Origin of the sequence: Humidesulfovibrio sp. (genome assembly GCF_030689645.1) — a bacterium.
Taxonomy (GTDB): domain Bacteria; phylum Desulfobacterota; class Desulfovibrionia; order Desulfovibrionales; family Desulfovibrionaceae; genus Humidesulfovibrio.
Map to the genome: position 1 here is coordinate 1 of NZ_JAUYFU010000077.1, position 16628 is coordinate 16628.

Annotated in this window: 12 protein-coding genes; 4 read left to right on the forward strand and 8 right to left on the reverse strand. The window is 57.4% G+C overall.

All coding sequences use genetic code 11. The features are described 5' to 3' along the window. From Q8O35_RS10510 to Q8O35_RS10530, 5 genes are all read right to left on the reverse strand, one after another. On the reverse strand, nucleotides 1–2027 hold a 2027-nt coding region (locus Q8O35_RS10510; protein WP_305573017.1), incomplete at its 3' end, for a DUF3987 domain-containing protein. After that, on the reverse strand, nucleotides 2024–2236 hold the full coding sequence (locus Q8O35_RS10515) for a hypothetical protein (protein WP_305573019.1): 213 nt from the start codon (nucleotides 2234–2236) through the stop codon (nucleotides 2024–2026). The genes Q8O35_RS10510 and Q8O35_RS10515, both read right to left, overlap by 4 nt. A 4-nt stretch (nucleotides 2237–2240) precedes the next feature. After that, nucleotides 2241–2474 carry a hypothetical protein gene (locus Q8O35_RS10520; protein ID WP_305573022.1) on the reverse strand — a complete coding sequence of 78 codons (234 nt, stop codon included), beginning with the start codon at nucleotides 2472–2474 and terminating at the stop codon, nucleotides 2241–2243. Between the two features lie 147 nt (nucleotides 2475–2621). After that, entirely contained in the window at nucleotides 2622–3797 is a 1176-nt protein-coding gene (locus tag Q8O35_RS10525) for a hypothetical protein (protein ID WP_305573024.1), read from the reverse strand. Nucleotides 3798–3935: 138 nt separating this feature from the next. Further along, on the reverse strand, nucleotides 3936–5153 hold the full coding sequence (locus Q8O35_RS10530; protein ID WP_305573026.1) for a site-specific integrase: 1218 nt from the start codon (nucleotides 5151–5153) through the stop codon (nucleotides 3936–3938). 591 nt (nucleotides 5154–5744) lie between these two features. On the opposite strand from Q8O35_RS10530, the gene Q8O35_RS10535 reads away from it, so the two are divergent. The 3 genes from Q8O35_RS10535 to rsgA all read left to right on the forward strand — a co-directional run bounded on the left by Q8O35_RS10535 (nucleotide 5745) and on the right by rsgA (nucleotide 9347). After that, nucleotides 5745–7178: a hypothetical protein gene (locus Q8O35_RS10535; protein WP_305573028.1), complete on the forward strand. Its 1434-nt coding sequence runs from the start codon at nucleotides 5745–5747 to the stop codon at nucleotides 7176–7178. Nucleotides 7179–7673: 495 nt separating this feature from the next. Then, on the forward strand, nucleotides 7674–8180 hold the full coding sequence (locus Q8O35_RS10540) for a GNAT family N-acetyltransferase (RefSeq protein WP_305573030.1): 507 nt from the start codon (nucleotides 7674–7676) through the stop codon (nucleotides 8178–8180). A 111-nt stretch (nucleotides 8181–8291) separates the two neighbouring features. Continuing rightward, a complete protein-coding gene (gene rsgA, locus Q8O35_RS10545) occupies nucleotides 8292–9347 on the forward strand; it encodes a ribosome small subunit-dependent GTPase A (protein WP_305573032.1) in 1056 nt (351 codons plus the stop codon). Nucleotides 9348–9868: 521 nt separating this feature from the next. Here the strand turns inward: rsgA and Q8O35_RS10550 are convergent. The 3 genes from Q8O35_RS10550 to Q8O35_RS10560 form a co-directional block, all read right to left on the reverse strand. Continuing rightward, nucleotides 9869–10255, reverse strand: coding sequence for a response regulator (locus tag Q8O35_RS10550; protein ID WP_305573034.1), 387 nt, complete (start codon nucleotides 10253–10255; stop codon nucleotides 9869–9871). Beyond that, entirely contained in the window at nucleotides 10248–14693 is a 4446-nt protein-coding gene (locus tag Q8O35_RS10555; protein WP_305573196.1) for a PAS domain S-box protein, read from the reverse strand. The genes Q8O35_RS10550 and Q8O35_RS10555 overlap by 8 nt, the downstream gene beginning before the upstream one ends. A gap of 124 nt (nucleotides 14694–14817) precedes the next feature. Next, a complete protein-coding gene (locus Q8O35_RS10560; protein WP_305573036.1) occupies nucleotides 14818–15270 on the reverse strand; it encodes a nucleoside deaminase in 453 nt (150 codons plus the stop codon). 177 nt (nucleotides 15271–15447) lie between these two features. Here Q8O35_RS10560 and Q8O35_RS10565 point away from each other — a divergent pair, with 177 nt between their 5' ends. Then, the gene (locus tag Q8O35_RS10565) at nucleotides 15448–16620 is read left to right on the forward strand and encodes an aminotransferase class I/II-fold pyridoxal phosphate-dependent enzyme (protein WP_305573038.1); all 1173 of its coding nucleotides are present in this window, start codon (nucleotides 15448–15450) and stop codon (nucleotides 16618–16620) included. Nucleotides 16621–16628 lie beyond the last annotated feature (8 nt).

The following is a 16628-nucleotide window of genomic DNA, read 5'->3' on the forward strand; positions in this document are numbered from 1 at the left end:
TCCACCAGATGCAGAAGCCCAGCCAGCCGGGCAGCGGCCCCGTGCAACTTGCCGCCCCAATCGGCTATCAGCTCAAGCTCTCCACCGGGGCGCAGCTCCGCTTCAACGTCGCGGTGGAAGTCCGCCCATTCCCGGTACGCATCCGGCGCAATCTGCAAAAGGTAGGGCACGGGCTTGCCGTCAGAGCCCAGCGCCCACGGCAGGGCCAGAAGGCCGCGCACCTTGGCCGCATATCGGGCTTGCACGGCCTGGGGAATGGCCCTTGGCTCCACCTCCCGGCTGCCAACGCGGCTTTTGGGCAACAGGAACAGGAAGCGCCCCAAGAGGCCACGGCCCCGGAAGCCCGGCTTGTCCGCCAGGCCCCGCACAATGTCCGGCTGAGGGGAGAGGCAGATGGTCAAGGCCGGGTCATGGAGCACAATGTTTTGCCCGCTCCGGCGGTCAACGTGAACGGCTTCCCCGGACCAGAGTTTCAGCACGGCGTCCAGGTTCGGCACCCCCTTGGAATAGCGCCCCGCCAGAATGTCAAACAGGCCGCCCTCTGCCTCTATGATTCCGGCCCGTTCTTGCTGGCGTTCCATGAATGCCGGGATTGCTTCCGGCGTCACGTCATCAATCAGTAGCCGAGGGGCGGCGGGCACTTCGGGCAGTTCCGCTTCAAGCGCCTTGATCTCGTCAATGAGGGCGCGGCGATCCTCTGCCGTCTTGGCGTTGCCCGCTTTTGCCCGCTTGGCTTCAATGGCCTTTTCCAGCGTCTTGCGTTCGCTCAGGGTGTTGCGGATGCTCTCCCGCGCCTCTTCCTGAGCCTCAGTTTCCCAATCAATGAGCGGGCGCTTGCAGGCTTCTGCCGTGGCGCTCTTGCGTTCGCCAGGGGGCAAGGCCGCCAGGGCATAGATGTTGACGGGCTCCGTGTAGTCCGGGCGCACCTGGACCTTGAACTTGCGTTGCCCGGCCACGGCCACGCAGGAAAGGGCATTGATGAGCACCAACTCAAAGGGCACTTGCAGGCCCTCGGCAACAGCCCCGCAGAACTCCCCCAAGATCGGGGGCAGCAAGGCCGGGTCCACGTCCGGCATATTCAGCGCATCGAAGCTCACAGGCTCTATGGGGGCCTCTGCCACGGCCACGGGCTTGGATGCTCCGGCCAGTTGCGCCCGCACCATGTCCAGGCCCTCGGCTTGATGCAGATCGTTGAAGTCAGTACGCCCGGCAGGTTCCTTGAAGCTCGGCACGGCCAAGGATGCGCCCACGGCCAGGGCCGCCGCAGTCGCCTTGCTTACGCCAGGGTTAGCTTTGGTTAACCTGTCGTCATCCGCGCAAAGCACCAGCTCCCGGTCCGGGTACTTCTGCCGAGCATGGGCCGCCACGGTTTCAAGGTTCCCGGCGTTGAAGGCGCAGAGGACCGTTTGCCCCGTGGCTTCGTGGATGCTCAGGCCCGTTGCCAAGCCCTCGGCAATGTAGAGCGGGCCAGCGGCCCCCTTGATAGCAAAGTATCCGCCCTTGGTGCGCCCGCCAGACAGGAACAGCTTGCCGCCGTCCTCTGCGATGAATTGTAGCGACACAGGCTTGCCGTCCTCTCCCAACACAGGCACCACTAGCCGCCCGTCAATGCCGATCTCGAGGCCGGGGCAGGGCTTTACGCCCTTGCGCTCAAGGTAGGGGTGCGCCTTGCAATCCGTGGCAGCGGCCAGGATGCGCCGGGCCTTGTCTGCGGCCTCTGCATGGCGCTTGGCCTCTTCCTCTTGCCGGGCGCGGCGGTCCGCCTCGATACGGGCCTGTAGCGCCTGGCGCTCGGCTGGGCTCAGGGCGCGTTCTTCCTTGGCGGTCCAGGTGCCCCCCTGACCCGTGGCCCAATCCAGCCACCAGAGGGAAGGCGGTTCGTCCAAGTGCGCGATATAGGCGGCGTTCACGGACCGGGGCTTTTCCACCGTGGCGCAGCGGTGAAGCTGGCCGTCTGCGATGATCTCCCCAGGTACAAGCCCGGCCTCTTCCAGCCGGGCGCGGAAAGCATTCGCTGCGTCTGTCATCGGCTCCCCCCTTCAATGGCAATGGTGAGCCTGTCCGTCCAGCGACTACAGGCCATGCCCATTTCAGAGGTGAAGGTACGCAGCCAGCGCAGGGTCCACAGTTTGACGGCGAGGCCCGCCCGGTGTAAGAAAGTCTCACAAGCAACGCAGACTTTCAGCACCAGCACAGAGCCCCGGACCACAAATCCGGGGTTTTCTGTTTTCTGCATGGCGCTACCCTTCCGCCTCGGACTGCCCGCCACGTGAGCGCATCCACGCTATGAAATCGGCGCGGGTGTAGCCCACCTTGCGGCCCAAGGTAATGCGGCGCGGGCCTTGGCCCAGGCAGTCCAGATTGGCGAGGCGTCCGGCGGAAATCAGGCCGCCTGTGAGTTTCGGGACTTCGGTTCGGGAGAGAATGGGAGGTAGGGTTCTTTCGAGTTCGGTGTAAGAGTCTGGCGTAATCATTCTTTCACATCCGTTGGTTTGGGCTCACGGGGGAAATCCCGTTGTCCCTACCAATCCGCCGGATGTTCTGAAATAGTTCCGGAACTTGAGACAAAGCGCAAAGGCCCAAGCAACCCCAAGGGCCACAAATCTAACGAGAAAAAATAATTACAACTTTCTTTTGCGGTTCTGGTTTTGTTCGTGTTCCTCCAACACTGCCGCAGGGTCGCCGCTACCATCGTCAGATAGATTTTCAAGCATCCAGCCTTCCGCCGTACTTGGATGGTTCGCAGCTCTGGCCGCACTGGCTACAAGTTTCCCCTGTTTGTAGGTTTCAGCCCATGCAGTCAGCACAGCTAAGTCATGGCGGCCTGGGTACCTCTCCGGTCTTTGTACACCTTTGTCCCACTTGCCTACTTGCCTTTCGGTCACGTCACAAAGTACCGCTGCCACTTTCTGTGTCACCCGAAGGCGCTTTTGCCTAACCTCGGCGGGTTTCGCCTCGGTCTTGGCTTCACCCCTAGCCAGCGGCACAACCTGTTCGGATTCCTGGCCGCTGTTGTCGGAAGCGATAGGCTTCAAGGAATCGTATTGAGCCTCTAGGGCCTCCACTTCGGCCATGTCCGCAAAAAGGCGGGACAGATCGTTGGCGACCTGGCTTCCTTCCGTCCATCCGTTAAGCGAAGCCGCCGCACAATCAATCTCGATTGCCGCCGCGTCTTTTGTTGAAGGGGTGTACAGAATGCGTGGCCCCGCTTGCCGGGGCTCAAAGAGATGCAGAGCGCCATGTTTGAGGAATCGCACAAGCCTTTCAGAGAGTGCGCCCATGCTCTCGCCGGAAGCGCCCGACCACCTGGAAAGCAGAGCAAAGACAGAAATGGGGCGGTCTATCTGCCTTTGATTCAGCAGGGGGTCTGGGTTCCCAAGCCAGTCTTGGCTAGGCGTAAGCGGCACATGGCGGATATCAAGCCCGCCCACTCGGTACCTGTAAGCCTCAAGCGCCTTGAGGTCGGGGCTGATTTCCAAATCAACACCAGCAAGCAAGTCTTGGTTCGTGTTGCGATTGGCCTCAACCTTGAAAATGTTTTCAATTCTGCGAAGCGATAAATCTTTAACGCCCGCCTCTGTTATGGTTTTTGGGTCAAGGCATCGCAGTGTGTCGCGATAAGATACGGCCCTTTTTTCAACAAGAATGAGGGGTCTGAATACCAGCCTCTTCTCTTCGGTCAGAGTGTATTCTTCGCCAAGCTGTACGGGGCGGGAGTATTCAGCCTGGGGGATGCGCTCAAATATGTTGGTAAGCGCAGAAACATAATCTCGCTCAAGGGAATCCACGGTTTGCATTACAAGCCCCCTTTGCTTGTCCCTGGTGGAGTCCAGGGCCAGGCCGCCAGGGTAGCGGATTTTCGGGGCGGGTAATTAGGCCGTCCCTAGGCCCTGGAAAGTTGGCTGCCCCGGCCTACTGCGGCCAGAGTGTTGCGTCTATTCCGCTCCCCGCAGATGCACCACCTTGGCGGGCTCCACAGGCTTGGCGTGTTGCTCAAGCACTCCGATTGCCGCCCGCAGACCTTCAGGCGAAAGGTGCGAGTAGCGTTGCGTCATGTCAAAGTCTGCATGGCCCATGAGTTCCTTCACGGCGTACAGGCTTGTTCCCGCCTCCACCAGCCAGCTTGCGAAGGTGTGGCGCAGCGTATGGAAGCACACGCGCTGCCTGGGGTCTTCCACGCCCACGTTGAAAAGCTCATCCGCCACATACCGAAACACGTGGGAAATGCGGTCCATGAGAACGCCACCACGGCCAGGGAACACAAACTGTCCTGTAGCCTCTGCCTTGCGCTTTTTCAACATGCGCAGGGTGCGGGCCGTTAGGAAGGCCACGCGGTTGGTCCGGGCCTTGGGGTCGCGGATAAGCACTTGCTTGCGCTCAAGGTCAACATCCTGCCACGTGAGCCCGGCGATTTCTCCGAAGCGCAGCCCCATGTCCAGGGCGCACAGGGCCATATCGTGAGAAGTGGGGGTGCGTTTCTTGAGTTCCGCCAACAGCAGGTGCGATTCCTCGGCAGACAGGTAGCGTTGGCGGCGGTTGTCTTTCTTGGGCAGCGTCACCAGCTTGGCCGGGCACGGGCCGGATGCGAAGCCGTCACGTACGGCCAGGGTCCAGATTTGCCCCACCACGGCCAGCGCATACTTAACGGAGGCAGCGGCCCGGCCAGCCTTGAGCATGGCGGACTTCACGCGCTCAACGTCAAAGGCGCTCAACTGCGCCAGAGGCTTGTCCTGCATGGCCGGGGCAATCCACAAGCGCCAAAGCCCTTGCTCCGTTACGCGGCTGCCCTTGGCCTTGTAGTCCTGAGCGGGCCAGTAGCGTTCATGCCAGAACTGCCCCACGGTCATGGCTGCCCGCTCGGCTTCCAACTTGGCGGCTTCTTTCGCCTGACGCTCGGCTTCATGCTTGGCCCGGCGCTCAGACAAGGTGCGCTCTCCTGCCCCCGTGCGCTTGGCTTCACGCAGCCTGGAAAGCTCAATACGGGCTTTGTCCAGCGTCCAGCCCTCGGATGCCCAGCCCAAAGGCTCCTGCCGCTCTTTCCCGTCTACCGTGTAGCGCAGCACAAAATACCTGTCTGGGGTGACGCCATGCTTGCGCGTGGGGTGTTCCCTGTAGCGGATACCCTTCTCAACGCGGACCCATTTTTCGGCCATTGCGCGCCCCCAGGAAAGTTTGTGCCGGATTTGTGCCGGATTTTTCGGTGAAATTGAGCGTTTTTCCGTGACCCCTTGTGAAGTACACTAGCGATCAGATTCTATACTGTCAACGTGTTTGTGGCATTCAGTGAAAGTGCGTGAAGGGCGCTAGAACTGAATGGGGTTCAGGGGGCCGGAGGTTCAACTCCTCTCATCCCGACCACTTTTCCCCACTAGAATGGGTCTGTTAACTGAGCAAGTTAGCAGACCCATTCTTGCATTTGCTCAGTCTACTTTTCAGGCCTCGTATTACTCCCGCCCGATAAATGCCCTGCGACTTAAAATTTAGTCGCGCAAGGGGCTAGGCAACGGCACCAAATCAAAGATCATCTGCATAATGCCTATTAATGCATGGTCACCAGATCATGGCCTCACATAACGTCCTTGATGCTAAGGCCATTTCTAGGCTATTCGTCAAGACTCACCGAGGCCACGCAGCGTTGGTGAAAACAAACTGCGGGAGTAGTCGAGATGGAGGCAACAAATACGACGGAGGACACAACTCCACTGTTTTCTGTAAGCATGGACATCCCATACGATGTACGGTTCATGGACATTGTTTTGGTCTGGATGGGCGGGAACTCTGTGCTGGCTGGATGCGACCAAAACGAATCAGACGCCCTTAGTTTGGCCATAGAGGAAACGCTGAGCTTCTTGATCAACGCATACCCTGAAGCTGAGACTTGGGAGCAGATCCGCATCGAGTATGTGCTTCTGCCAAAGGGCCTGACCCAAATCACCATTGCTAACGCAGGCCCCCCCGTGCACCTGAGCAGAATCCCTCTCTACAATCCGCAAAATCCCTCTGAATCAGAGATTGATGGATTGTGGTATTTTCTGGCTCGAAGCGTTGTGGACGACCTCACATTCAAAAATCTCGGCTGGGCCGGGTGGCAAGCTGTCATTCAAAAACGACTGGCGCGTACATCCTTTAAACATAAGCATGCAGACAAGACCCAGGACGCAAAACCTGATCGGAAAATGTCTTTTACGACACGCGTTGCCACTCCCAATGACGCGGCTGAGCTTGTGGATCTCACCTACGACACATATCGCTACAGCTATCCAGCCGAACACTTCTACCATGAACCCAAGCTTCGACAGGTAATTGAAGAGAGAGGAATACTCTCCATCGTCGTGGAAGCAGACGGCGTCATCATCGGCAATTCGTCCTTCGTTCTCTCGCAGCATACTCCTCGATGCGCCTATTTGTGTTCTCTGATGATCAAGCGAGCCTTTCGTCAGTCCCGGGCGATCATCCATCTGCTTAATGAAGTGGACAGATTCATTGCGGCCAGCAGCATGGATGTGGACCTCTGCCATGCTGGCATGGTCACCACCCATACCGGATCACAAAAGGCCGGGACTAAGCTTGGCTTCATGCCCGTTGCGATTCTTCTATCACAGACGCCCATCGTTGATTTCCGGGGCATGACAACTGCAAGCGTCGATCGCGAGAGCCTACTGCTTGTCATTCGTCTTACTGCCACGCCTCAAAATCCGATACTATACATTCCAGAACGGCACCATGCAGTCATGGCTCCATTGCTTGCTCAAAGTGGACTGAATTGCAGCATCTCTGGTGAGCAGGAAGCTCCCCTGGCAATGCATTCTGCATTCACTTCAAAGGAAGAGCTTAACGACGGCAGCGCCTTTATCACGATGACACAACTGGGGCAGGACATATCACTACGACTGCAAAAGCGTGTTTTCATGCTAAAAGCAAAGGGAATTCAGACCATCGTCATTCTCATTCCGGCATGGCGCCCCATTCCTCCGAACCTTGACCTCGTTATGGCGAGCATGCATGCAATCTTCACTGGCATAAAGCCAGTATCCGCCCAAGAATGTTACCTTGTATACTGCGCAGTATCTGGCCCGGTGGACTTTTCGCTTATCAAGCTCAGCGACACCCTTGCCGTAGCCCTCAAAGATCATTGCGAACAACTTTTCCAAGAGCTGGTAGCAGAACAATCGGAGTAAGCCGACACAGCAGAAGGCTCTCAATGCGGTGGACGTCCCCGCACGGAGGTCGCCGCTCGCATCGCGCTGGAGCTGGTGTCGACAAAACCGACACTTGCCATCGTTGCAAACCCAAAACCGCCCCAGCATTATTGACGGTACACAGTCCGGCGGATATAAACACTCTACTAAACGACTTTTCCAGAAGGGGATTTTTTTTGAAAACGAAAACAATGGACCTTGTAGCGCTGGTTGCTGGCGAAAGCTGCGGCCGGTAAACGCTTCCAAGGCCTGAGCCTCCTCACTTAGAGGGGGCGTCTATCGCTGCGGAGCGATATTTTCCGCCCATGCCCATCCAGCCCGACATCCTCGGGCCGGTCATCTATAGTTTTTGTCTGGCAACCTCCTCCTTAGTGTTTCCCTAGGCCATCTCAGGCCATACGTGTCGCATGGGCAGGGCTTACGCTCGTCTCACCCCATGGCGACGAAGCACCAACGCGCACAAGGAGTTCAGCAATGCTGATCAGAGACGAACGCCCCAATGACAAGAGACTCATTTCGCAAATACACTACGCCGCCTTCAAGGGGCATCCAGTCCATGCGCCCGGAGCCGAACCCACCGAACATCTCGTCGTGGAACACCTGCGAGTCGCCAACGAACTGACCCTATCCCTGCTGGCGGAGGTCGGAGGGGAAGCCGTGGGCCATATCGCCCTCTCGCGCGCCGTCGTGGGCGCAGATCGCAGCGGATGGTTTCTGCTTGGGCCTATCGGCGTGCTACCGCGCCACCAGAACCTGGGCATCGGCTCCGCCCTCGTCCGCGAGTCGCTTCAGCGAATACGAAGCATTGGGGCCGTCGGCGTCGTGCTGGTGGGCAATCCAGGCTTCTACGCTCGATTTGGATTTGGAAACGTGCAGGGCCTCACCTACAGCGGAGTTCCAGATCAATATGTTCTGGCGATATGCTTCGGCTGCAAGCCGCCGCTAGGCGAAATAATCGCACACGAGGCGTTCACCCTGTAGGGCGCAGAGCACCATAGCGCATTACGGCAGGCGGCGTTTGATGCGCCACCTTATGCACAACAGCCAAACACGGGCGCCTGCGCAAGCAGGACGCCTCACACGAGTACAGCCATGAAATTAAGGGAGTTCGGTTTCGACCAATGGTTTGAGTCACATGCCACAGAGCTGGGACTTGCAGAATGCGCTTTTGCCCGCATATCCACAGTAGACCGCGGCTCGTACCGCATACTGATTGGAACGAGCGAAGTTTCTGCTGATTTGGCAGGAAAGCTAGCCTTCCAAATTGAGAGCTCAGTCGACCTGCCATGCGTTGGAGACTGGGTGACAGCGAGCTGTCACAACAATGACACCGCAGCGATCATCCACAAGGTGCTGCCGCGAAAGACGTTCTTGAGGCGCAAAAAACCTGGAGAGAAAGTCGATCATCAGATGATTGCAGCCAACATAGATACGGCATTCATCGTTCAATCCTGTCACTTTGACTTTAATCTGAGTCGATTGGAGCGTTATCTGACAATCGCGGCTGACGGACATGTCGAACCGGTTGTGATACTGACGAAGACCGATTTGATCACGCAAGATGAATTGCGGCAACAGCTAGAAGCAATCAACACTGTAACCAGGGGCGAAGTCATTGCCCTCAGCAATATCACTGGATGCGGGTTTGATGAGGTTCAAGAGACGCTTTCTTCAGGCAAAACCTACTGCCTGCTTGGTTCATCTGGCGTAGGGAAAACAACCCTCGTCAACCGTCTCGCAGGACAAGAAGCCTTTGCGACAAGAACTGTCAGCAACACAGGAGAAGGCACTCATACGACCACACGCCGACAACTCATCGTTCTTGCCAACGGTGCAATGCTTATTGATACGCCCGGCATGCGGGAATTAGGCGTTGTGGGTGCAAGCGATGGGCTCAACGTGGAATTCAAGCAGCTTGTCGAGCTTTCGGCTCAATGTCGCTTTGCAAATTGCAGCCACGAACACGAACCAGGCTGTGCAGTCAGAGCCGCAATCAAAAAGGGAGAATTGCCAGAGGAGCGGTACTCCAACTACGTCAAACTCAAGAAGGAGTCAGAGTTCTACGAGATGTCGTACCTGGAGAAACGAAAGAAAGACAAGGCCTTCGGCAAATTCATCAAATCGGTCAAAAAACAGATGAAGGGCTGAAGGATTCATCCCACGCCAACATTCTCATAAAGCGGCTCAGGGTGCGAAGGCTCAGCTCCTCGCAGCCCGACCACAAAGTCTCAAGGGGTCACTGGAAACAGTGGCCCCTTTTCAATTGTCCATGACGCAAGAAAACGCCTTGGGTCATCGGCGGCAGCAAAACCCAACGTCCAACGTCTCATCAGAAATCAATCTTGCCATGCTTCTTCGCCCAAACGTTGATGCCGTCCACCCTCTGCCCTCAATGTCCACCTGTTCCCAGATCAAGTGGGCATCATCTTCACAAGACCGGGGTTCGATCGCGAGATGCATTCGAGGGGGAAACGAATTTAGCGTCAGCGAAGGCGCTGTAAAACTATGCTTGAGGTGTCGTCGAACCAGGTTTTGAAGGATTTTGCAGGAGACACACGCGTAGAGCACCAAAGCGACTTCGACCGGTGTCGCAAAGGGCATCGCCTCATTTATGAGGACACGCCTCTGCCATGCACCGACAACAGCACCCCTCGGCGTTGGAGGCGGTCTTATTCTGCCATCTGCAGGCGCTGCCGGATGCGCGCAACCACATCCGCTGCGTTCACAGGCTTGTAGAAAACATCTTCCGGCATCATGCCAAGCTGCTGGAGTGAGCGGCTCAGGCTAAAATCCACAGACCCCGTGTGCACAATGAACCGCGCGCACAACCCCAGCGCCGCGGCCTTCTCTATGAAGCAGGCGCCATCCATGCCGGGAAGGCGCAAATCAACGACGCAAAGAGACATGGGCCTGCTCCTGATAACCTCAAGGGCTTCCTCCCCGCTGCCCGATCCGTGCAACTCAAACTCATCAAATTCACTTAGATATTCAAGGAGCAACTCGCGGACCCGCTCCTCGTCGTCGATGACGAGAATGGATTTTGCTGCCTCAGACATTAGAAGCCTCCTGAAGTTCTGCAGGGAGTTCGATGTAGAAAGTCGCACCCTTCCCCGGACTGGAGGCGACCCACATGCGCCCCATGTGCCCCTTGGTGATGATGAAATAGGACACGGACAAGCCCAACCCGGTGCCAACCCCAGGCGGTTTGGTCGTGAAGAAGGGCTCAAAGACCTTGCGCATGGTATCCGGCTCCATGCCTGGACCGTTATCCGACACTTCGAGGCGCACGTTGCCGTCCACCGTCCGCAGCCGGATTTCGATCCTTGGCTTCGGAGTCGGCGGGATGGCCGTGGCCATGGCCTGGGCCGCGTTACGCAAGAGATTCAGAATAACCTGTTCAATCTCGGTTTCTGTGCAATTACAAGCGGGAAGGTTCTCGGCCAGATCCAAAACGATCTCGACTCTCTTGAAATCATATGATTTCTTAAGGTCATAATCGGACGATGCCAGGAACACCGACTGCTCGATGATCTGGTGCAAGTCGCAAGTATTGCGTTTGGACTCGCTGCGGCGGCTGAAGTTCAGCATGTTCCGGATGATGCCGGAAGCGCGCATGGCGGCCGCCTGGATGTCCTGCAGAAAGACATCAAGCTTTCGGGCTTTCAAATATTGCTGAAGCAGGCCCATCTCAAGCCCGATGCTGGCGGCGGTTTCCAGGTTCTTCTTCTGGTCCGGGTTGGTGCGCTGGATAAGGTTCTGCACGGCCTGATGCACAATACCCAAAGGATTGTTGATTTCGTGGGCGATGCCTGCGGCCAGGCTGCCCACAGACATCATCTTCTCCGACTGGATAAGGACCTCCTGCATCCTGCGTTCGTCGGTGATGTCGTGGATGACGCTGATGTAGCATTCTTCGCCCGCGATGCTCACCAACTGCGCAGAGTTGACCACCCGGCGGAGTTCGCCGTCCTTGCGGCGAAGCATAAACTCAAAATTGTGGACATTCCCGTCTGCTCCAAGCTGACGAAGAAAATCCTCGCGCATGACGGAGTCGCCCCAAAGCCCCAGGTCGTTCATGGTGCGTCCAATGGCCTCTTCACGCATATGTCCTGTGATTGTTTCAAAGGCTGCGTTAGCGTCAATGACGACAAGATCCCTGAGCCGCACAAAGTTAATGCTCTCCGGCGCCATCTCGAAAATACGCGAAAACTTCTCCTCGCTCTGACGCAAACGCTCTTCGGACAGCTTGCGTTCGGTGATGTCCACAATGATGCCGATGAGTCCGCCTGAACTCCCGTCCGGCAGCCGGAACCCGGTCACCGAGTAAAGAGTTTGATGGAGGGCGCCGTCGGCGAAGGGGATGGACGTTTCCCTTTGCACCTGCCCCACGTTGGCGATGGTCGCCTCGTCCTCCGCCTGATAGGCTAGACGGTCTTGCTCCGGTAGGTACTCCAGATCCAACACGCGTTTGCCGATGAGAGTCTCGCGTCGCACGCCGAAGCACTCTTCATACGCACGGTTAAAACCGACGAATCGGGAATCTGGCCCCTTGTAAAACACCGAGTAGGGGATGGTGTCCAGAAGCGCCTGCTGAAAGGCCAGCTGATTGGCGAGGCGCAACTCCAGCGACTTGCGGTCGGTTATGTCGCGGAAGGTCCATATCCGGCCATAGAGCTGCCCATCCGCGCCCAACACCGGCCCAGAATAGCGATCAATCTGCATGCCGCTTTTAAACTCTATCTCGTCGCGGCCTATCTCAAGCGGATTGCGATACAGGTGCTCGACTTGCGACAAAAAACGCTCGGGGTGGCGAGTCAGGCCGAGCACGTAGCCGAGCAACGCGGAGTCATCGTCACTGTTCATTACCTCTTCTGGAACATTGAACAATTCACCGACCCGGCGATTCATCAGCACCCGCCGACGTTGTTCATCCACCACCAGAATGCCATCAAGGGTAGCGTTCACCTGCGCTTCAAGCAAAGCCGTTTTCGCGCGCAGAGCTTCGTCGGAACGCTTGCGTTCCGTGATGTCCTCAATTACGCCGTCAATGTAGCAAGGAGTAGCTTCAACGTCGCATGTAAGCGAGGCGTTAATAATAGCTGGAAAGATCTCGCCATTAATGCGCTTGAGCCGAATTTCCATGCGCAGCCCCTTGGGAGAGGCCAGCAAAGCGCGCAGCATTTCCTGGCGTTCCTCTGGAGCGACATACGCCTCGAAGGCGAGGTCATGAATACGGGAGAGCATTTCCGCTGGACTGCTGAAGCCGTGCATCTTCGCCAGAGCAGAATTTACCTCCTGCACCCCTCCCTCAAAGGTGGAGCGAAAAATGCCAACGGGAGAGTTGCTGAAAATCGCCCGATACTTTTCTTCGCTCGCCCGGAGCGCCTTGAGCACCGCCCTCTGCTCCGTTATGTCGCGCCAACTGGTATAAAAGACTTGCTTTCCCCGAATGTGCACGAGGGAGAGCGTGACTTCCACAGGAAACAGGCCACCGTCAGCCCTCATGTGAATCCATTCAAACCGATGAATCCCTTTCTCCAGGGCGATCGACATCATCCGATCGGCCTTCGTCATAGAAAGCTCATCGTCCTCCTGCCGTTCCGGGGAAAGAACACCAGGGTGCGAATCAAGTAACTCTTCCTTTTTGTCATAGCCGAGAATAGACACAGCCGCCTTATTGCAATCAATGAAGCGGGCATTGTGAATGAGGAGCACCGGATCAGGCGAATCGTTGAAGAGCTTTTCAAGTGTTTCGACGTTTTCCTTCAACTGTGCTTCAAAACGTCTGCTTTCTGTAATGTCGCGCCCCTCTGCAATGAGGAAATTCACGGTGCCATCTGCTTCGATGAGCGGTGAAAGGGAAAAATCAATGATGGCCAGATTGCCATTGGAGTCAAGATTGACAACCTCGTGACGCTCCAGGCCACCGGCCAGGACCGAGGCTATGGCTTGGCGCAGCATTACCTCCGCCGCCTTGCTGTCCTGCCAGCAAGGGCACTCCCAGAAAGGATGGCCGACAGCGTCCTGCGCTGAAACTCCGGTGAAAGCCGCAGCGCTCTTATTAAACTTGATCACAAGACCGCTGGTGTCCAGCAAGGCGCAAAGCTGGTATGTCTGGTCAAAGGCGGCCCTGGATAGAGCTTCGCTACGGGCCAGTTCCTCCTGAACGGTCTTCATTGCCTGTATGTCCAGGTTCAGGCCGATGATGCGCGTCGGCTTGCCCCGCTCGTCCCAGGCTATGGCGCGGCCTTTCCCCAAAACCCAACACCAAGAGCCATCGCCCCTTTTCATGCGGTACTCGGCCTCGTACAGCTCCTGACCGCCGACATTGGAATACTCGACCAAGGCTTGCCCAACGCGCGCGCGATCATCGGGATGCAGAAGACTCATCCAACCGGCAAAAGTTCCCGGTACAGCGCCTGGGGCAAGCCCCAACATGCCGAACCACTGGTCGCTGAAATACGTCTTCCCCGAAACAGGGTAGTAGTCCCAAATGCCTGCGTTGGTGGCCTCCGTAGCCAGAGCCAGACGTTTCGTCTGCTCCATGAGTTCCTGTTGCGCCACTCGGAGGCTGCGGACCTTTTCGTTGAGGCGGCGCTTGAGGAGATAGCTGACGCCAGCAAGACAGATGAGCAGCGTGGCGGCAAAACCACCCCCGAGCTTAAGCATCCGCAGGGTCTCCTGGCTCAGCAAACCCTCCCCGGTAATGGGGACCCAGCGTTTGTGCGAGGCCTCAATTTCTTCAGGCGGTATCAAGGACAAGGCTTTTTCCACCGCGCTCGCAAGCAGCGGGTACTTGCGGCTCACGCAGATGCTTATGGGAAACGAGATGTCCAGCGTCCCGGCAACACGCAAATTTGTCAGGGAATCGCGTTCAATAAAGTATGAGGACGTGGCAAGATTATCCACAAAGGCGTCAACAACGCCAAATGAGACTCCGCGCAGGCCTTCCAGAACATTGTTTACGGGCACCACGGTGAACTGGCCCTGGGAGTGCTCAAGCACATAACCCTCAGTCATATAGCCAGAAACCACGGCCACCCTGCGCCCCTTCAGTTCGGACCAGGAGATGTTGCCGGAAAAACCCTTCGGGGTGGTGATTATGGCCAGAGGAAGGTCGACATAGGGCGAGGAGCAGATCGCGTAGGCATCCCGTTCTTTTGTTTTGACCATGCTCGCATTGAGGTGGACCTTGCCGCTTTCAAGGTCAGCCAGAAAGGCCTTCCAGTCGCGGGTCGGAACCTTTTGAAAGGTCACGCCGAGCAGAGCCTCGACCTTGGCGACCATGTCCGCTCCCATGCCCGCGTAATTGCCTGACTGGTCCTGATACTCCAGAGGCGGAAAGGCTGCGTCATAGGTCAGGATGATGGAATTTCTGTTGTCGTCAAGCCACTGGCGTTCCGCCGCCGTGAGCGGCACAAGACTGTTGGGCGATTGTTGCGCGAGAGGAGCGTCGGCGCAAAATACGCCGAGCAGCAGCGCCGCCAGAAACATCACGAGTGCAGTTGCGCGCAACCGAGCCTCCTAACAACCAATTCGTGTAGATGAGCCTCGCAACATTATCCGAAGATACTAAGCGGGACAAGAGACGAAGGGACACCTTGTTGCCGACCTAGATCTAATCAACCCCTATATCCTCATTCCACACCTCGGGCTTGGCCTTGATGAATGCCCCCAAAAGATCACGACAGGTCGCGCTCTTGAGATCCACCACCTTCACTCCGTTGCGCCGGAGCCACGCAACTCCCCCCTGAAAGGTTTCGCTTTCGCCCACCACAACGGTGCCGATGCCGAACTGACGAACCAGGCCGGAACAATACCAGCACGGAGCCAAGGTTGTGACCATGATTGTGTCACGGTAACTTGTACGCCTTCCGGCCGCGCGAAAAGCCGCAGTCTCCGCATGGATGGCCGGGTCAGAATCCTGTACACGCCGGTTATGCCCCCGGCCCAGCAACTTCCCAGTGGAGTCGAACAACGCCGCGCCGATAGGTACGCCGCCCTCGGCCAGTCCCTGGCGCGCCTCTTCAATGGCAACCTCAAGCATGCGCGCATACTCGCTTTTAGTCACGTAAACCTCCTCACAACGAAACGTAGCTTTTAACCTACCACCCAGCATGAGAACTGGCAACACGACCCGTTGAATTCAGGCATCATTGCTTTTGACAGACACCGCCCGCCGCATATATGGTCCCGGACTACAGAATAATCACCTCCGGCCTTTCATGGGGGAGTTAAGGAGCGCACCGTGGAGCAATTTCCCAGAGTCCATAGACTGCCGCCGTATGTGTTTGCTCAGGTCAACGAACTCAAAATGAAGATGCGCCACCAGGGCGCAGACATCGTCGACCTCGGCATGGGCAACCCCGACCTGCCCACCCCGCAACATATTGTTGAAAAGCTCATGGAGGCTTCCCAGAAGTCTACCAACCACCGCTACAGCGCATCCAAGGGGATCAAGGGCCTCCGGCTCGCCATCGCCAACTGGTACCTGCGCCGCTTCGGTGTCGAGCTTGATCACGACCAGGAGGTGGTGGTCACCATGGGAGCCAAGGAAGGCTTGGCGCACCTTGCGCTGGTCATGCTCTCCCCCGGCGACGTGGTCTTCGCCCCTGATCCGGCCTACCCCATCCATCCCTATGCCGCCATCATCGCCGGCGCCGACGTGCGCCGCATTCCCATGGGCAAGGGACGCGACTTTCTGGAGGACTTGCAGACCGCAGTGAAGCAGACTTGGCCAAAGCCCAAGCTGCTGGTCATCAACTACCCCCACAACCCCACAACCATTTGTGCGGATGTGGCCTATTTTCAAAAGCTTGTGGACTTCGCCAAAGAGCACGGGATGTACATCATCCACGACCTGGCCTACGCGGACTTCACCTATGACGGCTATGTGGCCCCGAGCTTCATGCAGGCCAAGGGCGCCAAAGACGTGGCGGTGGAGTTCTTCTCCCTCACCAAAAGCTATTCAATGGCTGGCTGGCGCGTGGGCTTCTGCGTGGGCAACCGCGACATGGTCCAGGCCCTCACCCGCATCAAGAGCTATCTGGACTACGGCATATTCCAGCCCATCCAGATCGCTGCGTGCACAGCGTTGAACGGCCCCCAGGATTGCGTGCGCGAAATCATGGATGTGCACCAGGACCGCCGCGACGCCCTCATCGAAGGTCTGCACCGCGCAGGCTGGATGGTGGAGCCGCCCAAGGCCACAATGTTCGTCTGGGCGGAAATCCCTGACGAATTCAAACACATGGGCAGCGTTGAATTCTCAAAGCTGCTGCTGCGCGAGGCCGAAGTAGCCGTTTCGCCGGGCCTTGGCTTCGGCAACTACGGCGATGACCATGTGCGTTTCGCCCTGGTGGAAAACCGCCACCGCATCAATCAGGCCACGCGCAACCTGAAAAAGTTCTTCGGCAAATAGGAGACTCA